The sequence below is a fragment of the Clostridium sp. genome (assembly GCF_016650035.1).
Classification (GTDB): domain Bacteria; phylum Bacillota; class Clostridia; order Clostridiales; family Clostridiaceae; genus Clostridium_AD.
The window spans coordinates 1-17,408 of record NZ_JAENWM010000022.1; the positions used below are offsets into that span (position 1 = coordinate 1).

The 17,408-nt window shown below is 32.9% G+C and carries 13 protein-coding genes, 2 pseudogenes and 1 riboswitch; of the genes and pseudogenes, 1 reads left to right on the forward strand and 14 read right to left on the reverse strand.

What is annotated here, in order from left to right; genetic code table 11:
* Window positions 1-174 precede the first annotated feature (174 nt).
* The 8 genes and pseudogenes from JJD95_RS07125 to JJD95_RS07160 all read right to left on the reverse strand — a co-directional run bounded on the left by JJD95_RS07125 (window position 175) and on the right by JJD95_RS07160 (window position 10,096).
* On the reverse strand, window positions 175-1,563 hold the full coding sequence (locus JJD95_RS07125; protein WP_291641780.1) for an L-cystine transporter: 1,389 nt from the start codon (window positions 1,561-1,563) through the stop codon (window positions 175-177).
* 258 nt (window positions 1,564-1,821) lie between these two features.
* A complete protein-coding gene (locus JJD95_RS07130) occupies window positions 1,822-2,004 on the reverse strand; it encodes a hypothetical protein (RefSeq protein ID WP_291641782.1) in 183 nt (60 codons plus the stop codon).
* 84 nt (window positions 2,005-2,088) lie between these two features.
* Window positions 2,089-2,856: pseudogene (locus JJD95_RS07135) on the reverse strand (HAD-IC family P-type ATPase); the annotation flags it as partial.
* A 2-nt stretch (window positions 2,857-2,858) separates the two neighbouring features.
* Window positions 2,859-2,954: pseudogene (locus JJD95_RS07140) on the reverse strand (metal-sensing transcriptional repressor); the annotation flags it as partial.
* Between the two features lie 71 nt (window positions 2,955-3,025).
* The gene (locus JJD95_RS07145) at window positions 3,026-4,789 is read right to left on the reverse strand and encodes a sulfite exporter TauE/SafE family protein (RefSeq protein WP_291641784.1); all 1,764 of its coding nucleotides are present in this window, start codon (window positions 4,787-4,789) and stop codon (window positions 3,026-3,028) included.
* A gap of 143 nt (window positions 4,790-4,932) precedes the next feature.
* The gene (locus tag JJD95_RS07150; protein ID WP_291641786.1) at window positions 4,933-6,069 is read right to left on the reverse strand and encodes an NlpC/P60 family protein; all 1,137 of its coding nucleotides are present in this window, start codon (window positions 6,067-6,069) and stop codon (window positions 4,933-4,935) included.
* A gap of 192 nt (window positions 6,070-6,261) precedes the next feature.
* Window positions 6,262-7,947 (reverse strand): hypothetical protein, encoded by a 1,686-nt coding sequence (locus JJD95_RS07155; RefSeq protein WP_291641788.1) that lies wholly within the window; start codon window positions 7,945-7,947, stop codon window positions 6,262-6,264.
* Between the two features lie 43 nt (window positions 7,948-7,990).
* Entirely contained in the window at window positions 7,991-10,096 is a 2,106-nt protein-coding gene (locus JJD95_RS07160; protein WP_291641790.1) for a PAS domain S-box protein, read from the reverse strand.
* Between the two features lie 313 nt (window positions 10,097-10,409).
* Between JJD95_RS07160 and JJD95_RS07165 the strand changes: the two genes are divergently transcribed.
* A complete protein-coding gene (locus tag JJD95_RS07165) occupies window positions 10,410-11,630 on the forward strand; it encodes a DHHA1 domain-containing protein (RefSeq protein ID WP_291641792.1) in 1,221 nt (406 codons plus the stop codon).
* A 57-nt stretch (window positions 11,631-11,687) separates the two neighbouring features.
* On the opposite strand, the gene JJD95_RS07170 is transcribed toward JJD95_RS07165, so the two are convergent.
* From JJD95_RS07170 to thiW, 6 genes are all read right to left on the reverse strand, one after another.
* Window positions 11,688-12,905 (reverse strand): 6-phosphofructokinase, encoded by a 1,218-nt coding sequence (locus JJD95_RS07170; RefSeq protein WP_291641794.1) that lies wholly within the window; start codon window positions 12,903-12,905, stop codon window positions 11,688-11,690.
* 214 nt (window positions 12,906-13,119) lie between these two features.
* Window positions 13,120-13,746: a thiamine phosphate synthase gene (gene thiE, locus JJD95_RS07175; RefSeq protein ID WP_291641796.1), complete on the reverse strand. Its 627-nt coding sequence runs from the start codon at window positions 13,744-13,746 to the stop codon at window positions 13,120-13,122.
* Window positions 13,736-14,572: a hydroxyethylthiazole kinase gene (gene thiM / locus JJD95_RS07180; RefSeq protein ID WP_291641798.1), complete on the reverse strand. Its 837-nt coding sequence runs from the start codon at window positions 14,570-14,572 to the stop codon at window positions 13,736-13,738. The genes thiE and thiM overlap by 11 nt, the downstream gene beginning before the upstream one ends.
* Window positions 14,548-15,795: a putative hydroxymethylpyrimidine transporter CytX gene (gene cytX / locus JJD95_RS07185; RefSeq protein ID WP_367114786.1), complete on the reverse strand. Its 1,248-nt coding sequence runs from the start codon at window positions 15,793-15,795 to the stop codon at window positions 14,548-14,550. Before cytX ends, thiM begins: the two co-directional genes overlap by 25 nt.
* Complete coding sequence (thiD, locus tag JJD95_RS07190) at window positions 15,758-16,582, reverse strand: bifunctional hydroxymethylpyrimidine kinase/phosphomethylpyrimidine kinase (protein WP_291641800.1); 825 nt, start codon at window positions 16,580-16,582, stop codon at window positions 15,758-15,760. Before thiD ends, cytX begins: the two co-directional genes overlap by 38 nt.
* 30 nt (window positions 16,583-16,612) lie before the next feature.
* Window positions 16,613-17,107: an energy coupling factor transporter S component ThiW gene (gene thiW / locus JJD95_RS07195; RefSeq protein ID WP_291641802.1), complete on the reverse strand. Its 495-nt coding sequence runs from the start codon at window positions 17,105-17,107 to the stop codon at window positions 16,613-16,615.
* 152 nt (window positions 17,108-17,259) lie between these two features.
* Window positions 17,260-17,371, reverse strand: a riboswitch (TPP riboswitch).
* Window positions 17,372-17,408: the final 37 nt, after the last annotated feature.

Below are 17,408 nucleotides of genomic sequence, written 5' to 3' on the forward strand. Positions count from 1 at the left end.
GCAATTATATGTCACCTGATGAGTTTGAAATAGCCTATAAAAAAGCAAATAAACTTAATGTATCAATCGCAAGTTAAATTTAAGGGGATTACTAATAACTTTCTCATTTTAATTTGTACTTTTTATTGACATAGGACCAAACTCTATCAATAATTGTTATTTATCCATCTTTAATTACACATCTATTTCCGTATTTACCTTGCTATTATACACATTAATATCTAACTCTTTCATTAGCTTACCTGTAACTACTCCAGTTACCATAGATCCACTGACATTAAGAGCTGTTCTAGCCATGTCTATAAGTGGCTCTATAGCTATTAGAAGACCTACAAGCCCTACAGGAAGTCCCATAGCTGATAAAACGGTTAATGCTGCGAAGGTTGCTCCGCCACCTACTCCAGCTATACCAAAAGAGCTAATCGCTATAACTATTATAAGCTTGATTAAAAATGCTGGCGCTAATGGATTTATTCCCAAAGTTGGAGCTATCATAACAGCCAACATTGCTGGATATATTCCTGCACAACCATTTTGGCCTATGCTTGTTCCAAGAGAAGCTGAAAGGTTAGCAATTCCCTCTGAAACTCCAAGTTTATCAATTTGAGCTTCAATATTTAGAGGAATTGTACCTGCACTTGTTCTTGAAGTAAAGGCAAAAGTTAATACCGATACTGTTTTCTTTAAGTATGTCAATGGATTTAGCCCATTAAACGCAAGTATAATAAAGTGTATAATAAACATTATTAATATTGCAACATAAGAAGCTAAAACAAACTTCATTAATTTCATTATTTCGGAAAAATCACTTGTTGATACCATCTTAGTCATAAGAGCTAATACTCCAAATGGAGTTAATCTGAGTATTAGTGTTACCATTCTCATAACCACATCATGAAGTGCATTTAAGAATTTAGTAAATATTTCTGCTGATTCTGGCTTCTTCTTTCGAATCCCTACAGTTGCTATTCCTATAAAAGCCGCAAATAAAACTACTGATAAAGTAGCTGAATCCCCTTGTCCTGCTAATGCGTAGAATGGATTTGTTGGTATTATTTCAACTATTTGATCTTGAACAGGTCTAGCTTGATAATCCTTTAAACTAGCATCCATCTTTTGTCCTTGTTGAACTTCAGCTTCTCCAGCTTGTATTCCACCAGCATCTAAGCCAAAGGCTCCTGCTGTAAAAGCTCCTACAGCGGCTGATATTCCTGCTGTTATAACAAGAATAGCTATGATTGTTCCTGCTTTCTTTCCTAGGTTCTTTGCATTTTGATTAATGATTGCTGTTGTAATTGATACAAATATTAGTGGAATAACTATCATTTTTAACAGTCTTACATAACCAGTTCCCATGATGGAAAACCATACGTTGGCCTCCTTAATTACAGGACTTGACACCCCATAAATTAATTGAAGTACTGCTCCATATAAAATACCTACCGCAAGAGCTGAAAGAACTCTTACAGTAAATGAGTAATGCTTCTTCTTCATCCATAATATACCATATACGAAAGTAAGCATCACAATGATGTTTAGAATTACATTGATTATTGTGTTCATTTTTTTTCCTCCTAATAAATTATTTATACCTAATGTTTTTATTCATTAAGTGTAATATCTAATCCGCAAGCACTCTGGCTAAATCACTTACAGCTCGCTAAAAGTTCACCTTCTTGACATATAACTTTTATTTATATAATCTTCATCACAAAATCAGTTAAAGGTCCACCAATTTTACGCCCACTAGCAAGAATACTTTTAAATTGGCCAGGATCAAAAAAATCTAAAGTGCAAACTTAGCTTTTAACTTTGTAATTTTTATTTGCATTCATCAAGTTTTGCACATTCAGATATGCCTTTATCCATCTTTTGAGCACATTCAGCTACATGTCTCCCACCCTTTGATGTAGCCATTTCAGATACATGGCTGGCAGCGAAAACCTGAGTAGATAATGATAATAGTGTTATAACCAATGCTGATACTGAAAGTATTTTTTTCATAGTAATCCTCCTTATTATTATTATAATTTGTACAAATTATAACAATTAGTTATGAAGATTATATAAAGATAATTAAGACTAATTTTACGCCTTCGGCTTAAATCCTTTTAATCGTAGTGCATTTGTTAAAACTGAGACTGAACTAAAACTCATTGCAAGTGCTGCAATCATAGGATTTAGAAGTGGTCCTCCAAATAGGTGTAGTACTCCCATTGCAACTGGTATTCCTAATATATTGTAACCAAATGCCCAAAATAAATTTTGCTTTATATTTGTTATAGTTGCTTTACTTAACTGTAACGCTGTAGGTACATCCATTAAGTCACTTCTCATAAGAACTATATCTGCGGATTCCATCGCTATATCTGTACCTGATCCTATTGCTATACCAATATCAGCCTGAGCTAGTGCTGGAGCATCATTTATTCCATCCCCAACCATGGCAACCTTTTTACCTTCTGCTTGAAGTTTTTTAACTTCATTTGCTTTATCCTCAGGCAGAACTTCGGCTAGTATTCTATCAATACCAACTTGCGCCGCAATCGCTGCTGCAGTCCTTTTGTTGTCACCAGTTATCATGGCAACTTCTATTCCCATGCTGTGAAGCCTTTCTATGGCTTTTTTACTGTTTTCTTTAACTGTGTCAGCAACTGCAATGATTCCACTCAACTTATTTTCTATGGCGATATACATTGGAGTTTTGCCTTCCTCAGCTAGTCTGTTTGAAACATCTTCTAATTCATCTAGTGATATATTACTTTCAATCATAAGTTTTCTATTACCTAATAATATTTTATTACCTTCTATACTAACTTCTATTCCATACCCATGTATAGCTTTAAAGGTATCTACTTGCAATACCTATTATTCTGCACCATCTTAATTATTCCATCAATTTGTCCTCTTGATGTCTTAAGTGCTTGAATTGCTCGCAGTTGATCTTTATTCATCTAAACATCCCCTTACCCCACCCCCTATAGGGGGTCTACTATATTTATATTATGTTCGAATAATGAATAAGTTATTTCAAGTATTTATCTCTTAATTCTTCAGGTACTATAGGTTTAATGTCCTCAGATACATCTATTAAGGCTAGTGTTCTGTCATCTTTAATGATTCCATAGACACCTGGTTTTTCAAAGGTCAGTTCAACTTGATTAATTCCTGTTTTGCCTTCAAATGAAGAAATCGGTTTAGAGTTTGCGTCAATTATTGAATACGACCCTTCCGCGTTATCAAACTTTGTTAAATCAATAGATAAATTAGTTTTAAGGCCACTTTGTGCTATAGCTATAATTGGAGAAAATTCATAACCTATTCCACTTATAGTTAAGCTTTGAGTGTCATTTGCAATCTTGGTTTTTTTAACTAATATATCAATTGGGGTTTTAGTTAAATCAGTTCCATAGATACTAGGGTTAACAGGAGCCTCAGCACTGACATCAGTATTATCACTAGTAGTAGCATCACTTGAAGCATCTATTGCATTAACATCATCTACTACCTTAATTACTCCTCCTATCATACCCATCCAGCAGCTATAGTTTATATCTTTATCACCTGGTGTGAAATTTATAATGTTCTCACCAGATTCTAATTTTTTTTCTATATCGAGAGAGGGAACAACAATAGAATTATTACATGACGTCAACTGTTCTCCATTTATTACCCATTTAACTGGTATATCCTTTTGTACATATAATACGCTAGGCGTGTATCCACGTGCAGTTGCAGTCATATTTATTACTTGAACTCCATTTTCTACAGTAGCTTTTGAAGCGGTCTCTGGAGAATCACTCTGTCTTGTCACCTTACTCACTAAAGACATAGGCGATATGTTAATTCCAGCAAGAGCTAGCCCGCGATTTCCCATAATAAGCCCTAGTACAACTACAAGAATTCCTCCAAATTTTACAAGTTGCTTAGTGTTGCCCTTACTTAAAAGGCCAGAAACAGCTCCAAATCCAAGCATTAGAGGTACCGTTCCAAGCGAGAATATGAACATTGAAGTAGCCCCAAGTACCGCACTGCCTGTTCCAAGAGCATATAATTGCATAGTTTGAAGAGGTCCACAAGGCATAAATCCATTCAAAACACCTACAATAAATGGAGTTTTTCCGCTCTTTTTAATATTGCATAAAGGCATTGGTGATTTTATGTTGAATCTTCTAAAAAGACTGTATCCAGACATATTGAGCCCCATAATAATCATAAAAAAACCAGCTAAAACTTGGAGTCCAGCCTTAAAAGGTAAAGTAAGAGAAAAAACAGAACCTAAAGCTCCAACAATTCCGCCAAGAATAGTATAGGATATCACTCTGCCTAAATTATAAAATATAGCAGGTTTTAGAGATTGAAATTTGCTCTTATTCGCAACGCTTATACTTTGTGATAGCATTATTCCACCACACATACCTACGCAGTGTAGTGAAGTGAAAACACCCACTATAAACAGAACAAAATAAGATGCGTTTGCTAGCTTAGATTCCATGTCAAAGCTATTACCAGCCTTGCTTATAAGAAAAATAGCAAGAACTATTACTAGGAGTCCAATAAGTTTAAAATTTCCAGAATCCTCTGTACTATAACCTAGTTTTGATATTTTTTCTTTAATTAGTGAAGTATTGCACGTTTCATCATCATACTGCACAAACACACTTTCGCTTTTGTAGTCAGCCAATACCTTTGTAACTCCAAAGATACTCATCAGGGACTTTTCTATTCTAGCTTCACAGGAGGTACATGTCATGTTGTAAACCTTAATATTTTGTTTTTTAATGCTCATAGGTCACCTCTATTTTATTATATTTTTAACTATATTATACAAATGAGATGTGTAGATTTTATAAAGATAGACTTAGAAATTTTAATAAAAAAAATATTGAATCCAGATATGATATCTATCTGAATTCAATATTGATTTACCAATTACATTACTCTTCTACCTGTTAAAAAATCTTTCCTCGTCATAGCTGAAATTTTAATTACATCTCCTGTACGTGGAGAGTGCATGTAATTATTATCTCCAAGGTAAATGCCCATGTGATGAGGGTTATTATTAGTTCCAAAGAACACAAGATCTCCAGGCTTAAGGTTTCCCCTTGATACTGGTACCCCATCCTTTATTTGATGAAATGTTGCTCTTCCTAAAGAAATCCCAAAATGCTTATATACGTATTGTGTAAATCCTGAACAATCAAAGCCTGTTGAAGGCGATGTTCCACCCCATAAATACGGTGTTCCAAGAAAGTTAGAAGCATAAGCTATTACAGCATTTGCTGATACAGCAGTTGCGCCCCTTGAAGGTGAATATTTAGGTGTTGATTTTCTTATTTCATTTATTTTCGTTATGCTCTTACTTGCTAACACTTGCGGCTCACTTTTCTGGCTCGCGAGAAGACTTTTACTGTTATTTATCTCATTTACCAATTTATTATTTAACTCTTTATAAACAATTTCCTTGCTATTTATCTCAGTTATCAATTTGTTTTGTGACTTTTTAGCAATGTTCATCTTATCTAATTTTTGCTTATTTTCTGCTTGTATGTTCAACAATGTTTCCTTTGTCTTATTTAAACTTAGCTTCTTTTCACTCAATTGCCTTTGGGTGGCTTCAAATTCAGCGACTACTTTTTTATCAAACTCTATAATGGCTTTTATGTTTTCTACTCTTGATACAAAATCTCCAAAACTCTCAGAACTCAGGATAGTGCTTAAATACCCATCAAATCCATTTATGTACATAGTTCTCATTCTACTATTATATAATTCCTGCTCCTTTTGGGTTTCATTTTCAACCCTTTTAACCTCAATAGCGGCACTTTCAATTGCCTTTTCTGTTCCAGCTATTTTATCTTTGTTTTCATCTGTTTTAGCCATGATTGTTACAATTTCATTATCAAAGTGTTCTACTTTTATTTCAATTTCTTCTCTTTCTGCTTGAATTTTCGTTAGTGCATCCTTCTGCTGTTGTAACTTCTCATTTGCTGGATCCGCTAATACAGTTATGTTTAAAGTAAAAATCAAACCTAATACAACTACTATACTTCTCAGGGCATTCTTCATTAGTACATCTCCTTCGCTCTTTTATAATTTATAAAGTACAGAGGAAATATATCATAACCTTATGTAGTTCTTATGAAGATTCATTTAATAGTGCCACCCACGTGGCAAGTGGCATGTTTTATAAAAAAAATAGACTTCAAAGGGAGTTTGAATCTCCCTGTGAAGTCCTTAGTATTAAGAATCTAGCTATTTTTATTTTAAATTACTGTTTTTAAAACCAATAGTGGGAACTACACTATTATCTTTAATATCAAGATATTTTATCTCCACCTCATCATTTTCCTTAGTTAAGACAATATCAATTCCTGCCGCTTTAGTAACCATGAATAAATTACTATTTCCTACTAGCTTAACATAGAAAATAGTATTTCCACTCTCAGTTACAGCGTTTATTCTTAATACCTTACCACTTATAATCTTTTCTTCAGCTTTTACACTGTTAGCATTCTTATCTGAAGCATCACTTATTTTCCCATAGGATATAGCATTTTTAAAGCTTTCTATTGCTGCTTCTTTAGACTCTTCAAGCACAACATAACTATTTTTAGCAGCTACAATTCCTATTTTCACTAAAGCTCCATCCTTTTTGTTAACTACAGGAACAACCCAAGCCTCAGAACCAAATATATTATAAAACAGCGGTTGAACTGGTGCCCAGTTAGCTTTATCTGCACCAAGAGCTTTATCTACAGCATTCATAGCTCCTTTTCCATTTATGTAACCCGGTGTTTTATAATAAATCATTTCACCACTTCTCATATCCATCATAGAGTAACCTGTCATTGTAATAGAATCATCTGAAGTATTAGTATGGTCTGTGAACCACTTCATCTTACCATCCGTGTCAATTACTCCTGTAACTTCTCTAGAATTAACATTAAGTCCTTGAACCTGCGTTTCTCCTTCCCAAGTTGTAGATACATGAACTCCCTTTTTGGCTATGATCTTGTTTAAAAGTCCATTTTGAAGCGTACCAAAATATTTATTATATAATTCAGCTATATCTGAAGGGTGAATTTCATCAACCCACTCTGGAACCTTATTCACTTTATAATCCATAACCACAGCATCTTTAAAAGAATAAAGTAATACCCCCTCAATCACTGGGAACTTTCTTCCGAATTTATAATGTCCATAGCTTCCTACATAATAAGGGTTATTTTCTTCATCAAGTTCTACGTTAGCTTGAAAAAGAATTGATGATGGCTTTTGTTGCCTTAAGAACCTTTCTAAATCTTTTCCTAGCAAAAGTGATTCTGCTATTTTTGATGGTACGCTAATTACTTTTGCCTCCTCAGGTTTTTCTGCCGAAACATATATTGCACCGGGAATTTCGCTATTTGTAAGTGCTCTAAATAAACCATCTACCTCTATAGGTGCAACATATGAGGCGCCATCCCCTGTCATAGTAATTCCTAGCTGTCCTATACTATAAATACTTGGATTTGGAAGAGTTCCAATCATCTTTTGCATTTCATAATAAGCAGTTTCAGGTGATATAACTATTATATGACTTGCATCAGCTTTTAAAATTCCATCACTACTTTCCTTTACAGGTACTGAAGTTGCAAGTTTTTTCGCTCCTGCCGTAATAAATGGATATAAGCTATACCCAATACTCAAAAGGAACAGTATACTCATTCCAACCGCAAATCTCCCTTTGTTTTCATCCTTTGACCATAACGATAAACACATCTGAAAAATAGCTGGTACCCATAGAGCCGCCATAATAAAGTAAATACTTCTATCAACGCATAGTACGTAAAATAAAAACCAACTAAAAATAAGACCTATTATACCTCTCGCAATCTGTTCATTTATATGCTCCTTTTTAATGCTTGGCTTTAAAAAGAGCAGTATCATTATAATGTAATACATAAGAATCCCCCCAATTTATGTTTTAATTATATAGCAACCACATCTAAAAATATATATCCGAAAACTCAATATTAATTTTTTCAATATTGCTGTTAGCATTGAATTTAGAATTAAAATATTTATCTTTGCTCGCTTGTAGCTGTTTTATAGGAAGTTCAAAGCTAAATTTACTCCCTTTATTAACCTCGCTTTCTAAAAATATTTTACCTCCGTGCATTTCTACTAACTCTTTAACTAAGGATAATCCTATACCACTACCTTCTCTATTCCTCGTAAGGGACTTGTCAACTTGAATAAATCTATCAAAAATACATGATTGCTTTTCTTTTGGTATTCCAATACCTGTGTCCCTAACACATACAACAATATTATCACTTCTCTCAAATATATTTACTAAAATATCCCCACCTAGATTTGTGAATTTTATTGCATTCGAAATAAGATTTAACATTATTCTTTCTATTTTGTCTTTATCACAAGCTATTATTTTTTCTTCGATTTCTGTATCAAATATAAGCGATATACCTTTATTCTCAACATATTCTGCTACAGATAAAGTTATTTCCTCTATAACACTAACAATATTACAATTATTTAAATGAATTTCAAAATATCCTGCATCTATTTTCGTTACATCTATTAAGTTGTCAATAAGTCTTACTAGTCTATAACAGTTCTGTTTCATAGTTTTTAAATATTTCTTACTTTTTTCATCTTTTTCCTTGAATAGCTCATCAAATTTTAGGTTCATAAGTTGGAGTGCTCCTAAAATAACATTGATGGGCGTCCTTAATTCATGAGATATATTCGCAAAAAAATCCGTCCTAAGTTTATCGTATTCTATGGCTTGGTTTAGTAATCTTGTCTTTTCCTTATTTTCTTTCATAACTTTCTCAGCTTCAATGCGTTCAGTAATATCTCGTGCTGATAATAATAATTCTTTAACTTTATTATTATCATCTAACAATTTATTACCACAAAACTCTAACCATACAATACTTCCATTTGAATGCAAACATCTACATTGGAATTTTTGAGTTGTAGTTGAAGCAATTATTTTTTTTAATTCCCTTAATACAATCTCCTTATCATCTTGGTAAATATAATCAAAAATCAGCTTTCCATTGCCAACCCCTGCGTCATAACCAAGTATCTCCTTTTGAGCAGCTGTATTATATTTAATTCTGCCACTAGTATCTGTTTTTATGATCATATCAGAAGAGTTTTCGGTTATCTCTCTTAATAGTGCTTCATTCTCCCGTATAGATCTCTCCATTTTTTTTCTTTTATTTATGTTACGAGTTACTACTAAAACTGCTGATTTACCTTTAAACTGAAAAGGAGAGGTCCCAACTTCTACCTCTGTAATTATACCTTCATTCGAAAGAAATTTTTCTTCCATAAACGTTGTAACTATTCCCCCTTCACATATTTTGTTTATTCTACTCTTCGCAATATTAATATACTCAGGATGAACAAAATCCATAACATTTCTTCCAATTATGCCCTTGGGATTTTTAATATCAAACATTCTTTCAGCCATAGGATTAGCTAATACTATTTTGCCATCACTATGCACAAATATAGCATCTGGGGATAACTCAAAAAACCTCTTATATCCTTCCTCACTTTCTCTTAATTCACATTTCATTTTCTGAATTTTAATATCCTCTATACATACTCTTTCCATAACAGCAGCAGCCTGAATACAAATTAGCTTAAGCATTTTCAGCTCCATATGACTATAGTGAGATTTTTTATCTATGTATAAAATTCCTATTAACTCTTCATTGAAAATTAACGGATGAAAAATTTCAAATCCTTCGCTATCATTATTAATTATTTTTTCTTCCCTGCACACACAGATTTGTTCTATACTGACTCTAAATGTATTAGAGGTCTCTCTAATATTATCTTTATTATAAAAAATCACTTCACTACATTTCTCTTTCCATTCTGCTACCACTTCAAAGTTTTTAAATACAGCTTCTATAATTAGTATTTTTTTTGCTTTTAAATAACTATCTACTATTTTAATTAGCTCCCTATACAAAGCATTTCTATCATTTTTAAATAATAAACTCTTTGATAACTCAATAATTTTATCAATATCTATTTCTTGTACTACCTTAATATCATGTTCACTCATCTTAATCCCCCTTCGTAAATCAATTGAAACGTTGTTGATCTTTAAAACTTTTACAAATACTATATTCTACAAAATATGGCATATACCTCTTTTTTGTGGTGCCACCCACGTGGCAAGTGGCATCTTGCAAATATTTACTTACACCTTCTGATTCGAATTATTTCACCTACCTGATTTTTCTTATTTTAAAAGCAATGTTCCACAATTGTTAAACCTGTATACTTATAATGATTTTTATATTTATCAGTAATTTTTTTATGGTACAATATATAAAACAGTGAAATATATTATAGTATATAGGAGATGCTTGAATTTGGAAAAATTATGTTATGAAAATCCCTATCAAAAGGAATTTACAGCTGAAGTCATAAATGTAATTCAAAAGGAAAAGGAGTATCATGTTGAACTGGATAAAACTTATTTTTACCCAGAAGGTGGTGGCCAGCCAAGTGATACCGGATATATAAATGGTATCGCAGTCACCTATGTATATGAAAAAAACGAAAAAATATATCATGTTGTAGGAGTAAATCCTTTGAAAATTCATAAAGTTAAATGTAGCATAGACTTTGAAAAAAGGTATGATTATATGAAGCAACACCTGGGTCAGCATATACTTTCTGCTTGTATTTCTAATTTATTCAATGCAGTTACCATTGGTTTTCACCTTGGCAAGGATTCCGCAACAATTGATATTGATAAAACTATTGGAAGTAGCCAACTTAAAGAATGCGAAGAAATGGCCAATAAAATAATTTTAGAGAATATTAATATAGAAGTACTTTATCCAACCAGTTCTGAGCTTAAAAAATTATCATTAAAAAAAATTCCAGTTAAAGCATTCGAGAAAATTAGAATAGTTAAAATATCTGATATAGATGTGAATCCTTGCTGTGGTCTACATCCGAGTTCTACTATTGAGGTGCAATTAATTAAGGTTACTAAATTTGAAAAATATAAGAATGGCTTAAGAATTGAGTTTATGTGTGGGGGAAGGGCAATTTCTGATTATGCATCAAAACATGAAGCTATAGAGAAAATGTCTAAACTTTTATCTTGTAATAATGCTACTGTTTTATCCGAAGTGCAAAGACTTTCAGGTGAGCTAAATAAGGCACTAACTGAAAAAAGAGCATTAAAGGCTGAAGTTGCTGAGTATGAAGTTCAAAATATGTTAGCATCGGCCCCTAAAATAGGAGATATTAAGGTTCTTAAGGGAATTTATGATAATGTTGATTTAAAATACACTAATATGCTGGCAACAAAATTAGTTACCACTCCAAATGTTATAGCTTTATTTGGTGTAAAATCCGCGGACAAAGCAAATATATTATTCATGTGCTCAAAAGATTTAAATATTATCAGTATGAATGACCTTCTAAAGGATGCCATAACCCTTATAGATGGTAAAGGTGGTGGAAGTGCATTCTCCGCGCAAGGCGGTGGAAAGAATAATAACAATTTAGATTCCGCGCTAGATTATGCTCATAACAAGATTAAAGAACACATAATTTCTAGTTCAAGAATTAAATAGGTTATAAGTCACTTTAAAGGGGCTATCTCAAAAATCCATTTGAGACAGCCCCTTTACCTATTTATTTAGAATTTTTGGTACTTTAGATGCCCTAAGTCTGTGTGCATAATGCATGTCGGATCCTAAAAGTGGCCTAGCGTAATTTAAGAATGCATCAGTTACATTATTGCATGCACTATTAATAAAATAATCAGGCATAACCTTTGTCTTGCCTGCTACCATGTCTAATTGAGTAAGTCTATAATCTACTGAATAGTGACCTGTTCTATGAATAGTAATTGAACCATCAACATTATCCCAAAGTGCAAACTGTGCAGCTTTTTCCCCTACTTCTCTAGCTTCATTTCTATCTACATCTGATACACACCCCATAAAACATCTTTGAGAATATCCGAATGTATCCGTTCTAACCCTTCTAATATTTAGATTTTTTCTAATATAGTTACCTAAAAGGTCACCTAGTGCTCCTGATCCAGATAATTGTATATTTCCATGTTCATCTTTTTCTACTCTTTCCATAAGACTTGAAATAATTGGTTGACCTTTTTCATCTACAATACCTTCAGATACAGCTATTACACATCTTCCATATTTATCATAAACATTTTTAACATCAACCAAAAATTGTTCTATTTTAAAAACTCTTTCAGGCACATATATTAAATGTGGACCATCATCTTCGTATTTTTTAGCTAAGGCTGCGGCTGCTGCTAAAAACCCTGCATTCCGTCCCATTACTACCCCTATATATACCCCTGGTAATGCTCTATTATCAAGATTGATTCCAATAAATGCATTTGTTATATATTTGGCTGCAGATCCATATCCAGGAGTATGGTCATTAATCATAAGATCATTGTCTATAGTTTTAGGTATATGAATTGCTCTAAGTTCGTAACTTGCAATTTTAGCTTGCTGATGTACTATTCTAACTGCATCTGATGAATCATTTCCTCCAATATAAAAGAAATATCTTATTTCATGAGCTTTAAGCACCCTAAATATTTCCTTACAATATTCTACATCTGGCTTGTCTCTTGTAGATAAAAGTGCTGAGGATGGAGTCATAGCCACTTGTTCTAAATTATGAGTTGTCTCACGGCTTAAATCATGAAAATTTTCATTAACTATACCATTTACTCCATTTATAGCACCATAAACTTTTGTTACCTGTGGAAATTTTCTTGCTTCGAGCACCGCACCAACTAGAGATTGATTAATAACAGCGGTTGGTCCCCCACCTTGCGCAATTAAAACTTTACCTTCAATTATCATATTTCTACACCCCTTATAATTTTAGGATTACTTTACACAATATTATTATATAAACCTAATAAAAAAAGCTCAATGTGATTGTTAATCATAGCGAGCCTAACATACGTTAATATTTCGTGATACCTTCTGAACAATACCGTAACTATTAACTTTAATTATAATTTAATTTTCCATTAATTACAAGTAATATTAGAAATATTCTAAGCATTTGCTTTTATAATTTAATTAAAACCCCAAGTTCTTCTGCTGCATTTTTTGCATTTTTTTTCCCAAGGATAGCTGAAACTACTGCTATTCCATCAATATTTGCTGTCCTTAATAGCGATACATTCTTTTCGTTAATTCCACCAATAGCAACTACTGGGATATTAGTACCTTCTTTTATTTCTTTTAAGCACTTTACAGAAACTGCTTTTGCATCATCTTTAGTTGTGGTAGGAAACATAGCTCCAACCCCTACATAATCCGCTCCTTCCCTCTCTGCTTTTTGGGCTTCTTCTAGTGTAGACGCGGAAACCCCTATTATTTTATTTTTACCCATTATAATTCTAGCAATATCCATTGGCATATCATTTTGACCCAGATGGACTCCAGCACAATTTATAGCCTCTGCAATGTCAATTCTGTCATTTATTATTAATGGAATTTTATATTTATCCGTAATGCTTTTAATCTTTACTGCAATGTTATAAAATTCTAGTGTTCCTAAGCTCTTTTCTCTAAGCTGAACTAATGTAACTCCACCTTTTATTGATTCCTCAACAGCAGTATATATTTCTGTATCCACGAGTATATCTCTATCTGTAACAAGATAAAGGCTGTAATCTATATTATTCTTCATTTATTTTGCTCCTTTTCATAATATCATCTTCAGATAAATTATAAATAGCATCTATTATTTTTACTTTCAATGATCCGGTGCCACCCTTACTTTTATCTAAGCCTTCATAAGCTATTTCTCCTGCTATCCCCATAGAAACAACCCCTGCAAGTGCTGCTAATAGAGTGTTATCTCCTGCGCCTAAATATGAACCTATAAGTGAAGTGCACATACAACCTGTGCCCGTAACCTTGCACATCATTTTATGTCCATTTTCTACAGTATAAAGAATTTTCCCATCTGTTATTATATCTATTACCCCAGTTATTGCCACCACAGTATTAAGTTTATTAGCTAAAACAATTGCCATTTCTTTTTCCATCATAAGTTCATTACTATTATCAGAAACATTCACGCAAGCATCTACGCCTTTTGTTTTCGCTTCAATACCAGAAAGTGTTTTTATTTCAGATAAATTTCCTCTAATAACCGCGAGTTTTACTTCGCCTATAATTCTTTTAGCAGTATCTGTTCTATACGATGTGGCCCCTGCTCCGACTGGATCTAAGATAACAGGGATATTTAATTCATTTGCCCTTTTCCCTGCAGTAATCATAGATTTTATGCTTGTAGCGTTTAATGTCCCAATATTTATAACAAGTGCCGAGGCTAGTTCTACCATATCGCAAACTTCATTAATATCTTCCGCCATAACAGGCGAACCCCCTATAGCAAGTGTAATATTAGCACAATCATTAACCGTAACATAATTTGTTATATGATGTACTAAGGGGTTTTTTAACTTTACATTATTTAATAATTCTATGATTTTCTTATTAGTTTCCATTTAGACGTCACCCTCCAACTTATTGTATATATAAACCCTGTAATAATCATAACTGGTACTGTAGCTCCAAGTATTAAATCCATTTTTATAAAGCTATAATAAGTTACTATCCCTATAATCCATACAATAACTGCACCAAAGTTTACAAGTACACTAGAATTAAGCATTGTATTTTTCTTAATTATAAAATAATCAGTAATTAAAATTGCAAATAATGGTGCAAATACTGAACCTATAGCATATAAAAAGCTCTGATAATTTTCTATAGGAAGTATTATTGCAGCTAAAGTTCCAATAACGGTCATAATAATCCCAACTCTTTTTTCACTGAACTTTGGCATAATATTTAAAAAGGAGACTCCCGCTGAATACACATCTAAAAATGTAGTAGTTACCGTGGAAAGTATTACTATTCCTAGAGCTGTAATTCCTAAATTTGCAGCAAGCATCATAGCTGATGGTTCTGCATTATTAGAAACTATAGCAGCCCCGAGTCCTATAATATACATCCATGAACTGCCTAAAAAATAACCTATAAAGCTTCCATAAGCTCCACCTTTTTCGCTTTTAGCAAATCTAGTATAGTCTGCAATTAAAGGTAGCCAAGAAAGAGGCATAATTATACTCAGCTCCAATGCTCCTCCAAACGACATACCATCACCGATTGCTTTTGCTAATAATGTTTTGTCCCTTAAAATAATTGTCCCTAAAACCAAAGTAAGTATAAAAAGCAAAGATACTGCTGTAATATTTAATTTTTTCATACCTGCCTTTCCAAAATAAAGCCACAACATTGTAAGTATTCCTATAAACACAATACATACTAAAACATTGTTAAAACTCCATAAACTTTGAGTTATTGTGTTTACAGAACTAGCAGCAGATTGTATCATAACGGCTGTCCAACCAATTAGCTGAAGTATATTTAATATTGAAAATAAATAAGAACCGTATACTCCAAAAGAAATACTTGTGGATGTTATGGATGGTACCTTTTCTCTAGTACCAATAATCCCCCCTAGTATCAATATTCCTGTGCCAATTAGGTGACCGAGTAAAATCACTATTAATCCTATTTTAAATCCTAAGGGTGCAATTAGCCCCCCCGTCATAATTTCTGCAATGGATACCGCTGCTCCAAACCATAAAAATACAAAGGTCCAAAAACCTAGCTTTTCATTATCTTTAATCATTTGATATCCCTGCTTTCTTATATAATTCATAGAAGTGATTGGTAGGTCCAACTCCGTGCCCAATGTCCAATGAATGCTTTATTGCAATTGTTATATACTGCTTTGCATTTTTTATTGCATCCTTCATACTGAAACCAAGTGCCAAGTTTGCAGCTATGGCCGAAGATAGAGTACATCCCGTTCCATGAGTGTTTTTTGTATGTATTCTTTCTGAAGAAAAATGTGTAATTAAATCTCCGTCATAAAACACATCTATTGCATCGCCCGTCATATGTCCGCCCTTTAAAAGCACATTTTTACATCCTAGCTTGTACATTTCTTTTGCTGCACTTTCCATATGCTCCACTGTTTCAATGCTAACAATATTAGAATTCACTTCGCTTAGAATTTCCTCAGCCTCTGGTACGTTTGGTGTAATAAGCGATGCTAGCGGAATTATTTTTTTAATCAGCGCTGATTTTGACTCTGGTTTAAGTAGCGAACAACCACTTTTTGAAATCATTACAGGATCGAGTACTATAATACTCGGCTTGTATAGTTTTAATTTCTCACTTATTGCATCAATAGTTGAAATGCTAGATACCATACCAATTTTAACTGCATCTACAACTATATCTGTAAAAATAGCATCAATTTGTTCCTTAATAATTACGTCGTCTAAGTCTCGAACTGCAAAAACCCCCATGGTATTCTGTGCTGTTATGGCTGTAATAACACTCATTCCATAAACTCCATTTGCACTAAAACTTTTTAAATCTGCTTGTATGCCTGCTCCTCCACAGCTGTCAGAACCCGCTATAGTTAAAACTTTTTTCATTTGTTATTCCTCCTGTTTTTTATCTTTTTCTTAAGCTTCTTTATTTACATTAGTTATTTTATTGAAATCTAAGACCCTTAAAATAAAAAATGCTATTATACTTCCTCCAATGGTGCTTATTAAAAATGGTGTTACAAAGAACAATGCACCAATTTTTTTTCCCATTATAAAGTTAGCTATTGGGAATGCTAATAGTCCTCCTAAAATTCCGGTTCCAAATATTTCCCCTACTACAGCTAATAAATTATTTTTACTTTTCCTATATAAAATCCCAGCTAAAAGTGCTCCAATCATGCTTCCTGGAAAGGCTAAAAGAGAACCTGTTCCTAATATATTTCTAAGTAGAGATATACAAAAGGCTATAGCCACCGCATAGCCTGGCCCTAAAATTACTGCTGATAAAACATTAATTGTATGTTGTATCGGAAAACATTTTGATACTCCTACTGGTATAAAAATAATATTACCTGCTATTACCCCTATAGCTATTAGAAGTGATGAGATAGTTATTTTTTTAGTCTTCATCAGTATTTCTCCTTTCTTTTATAAAATTAAAAAGAACAAATTGAAAGTAACCTTTGTATAGTGTTATTTATTAGAATTTTAAAAACAAAAAAACACAAATCCCTAGGATTTGTGTTTATATTACCATGTTATATAAAAATTCATATAGCTATAATACATCAGTAAACAACTTCCTACGCTGGCATTATCCAGTTCAGGTTATTAGGGTCAAAGAATTACAGTTCTTGCTCTCAGTTGGCTTATCCAACTCCCCTGTGTTTGACTATTCACTTTTAATTTCATAATTCTATAATACCATAAT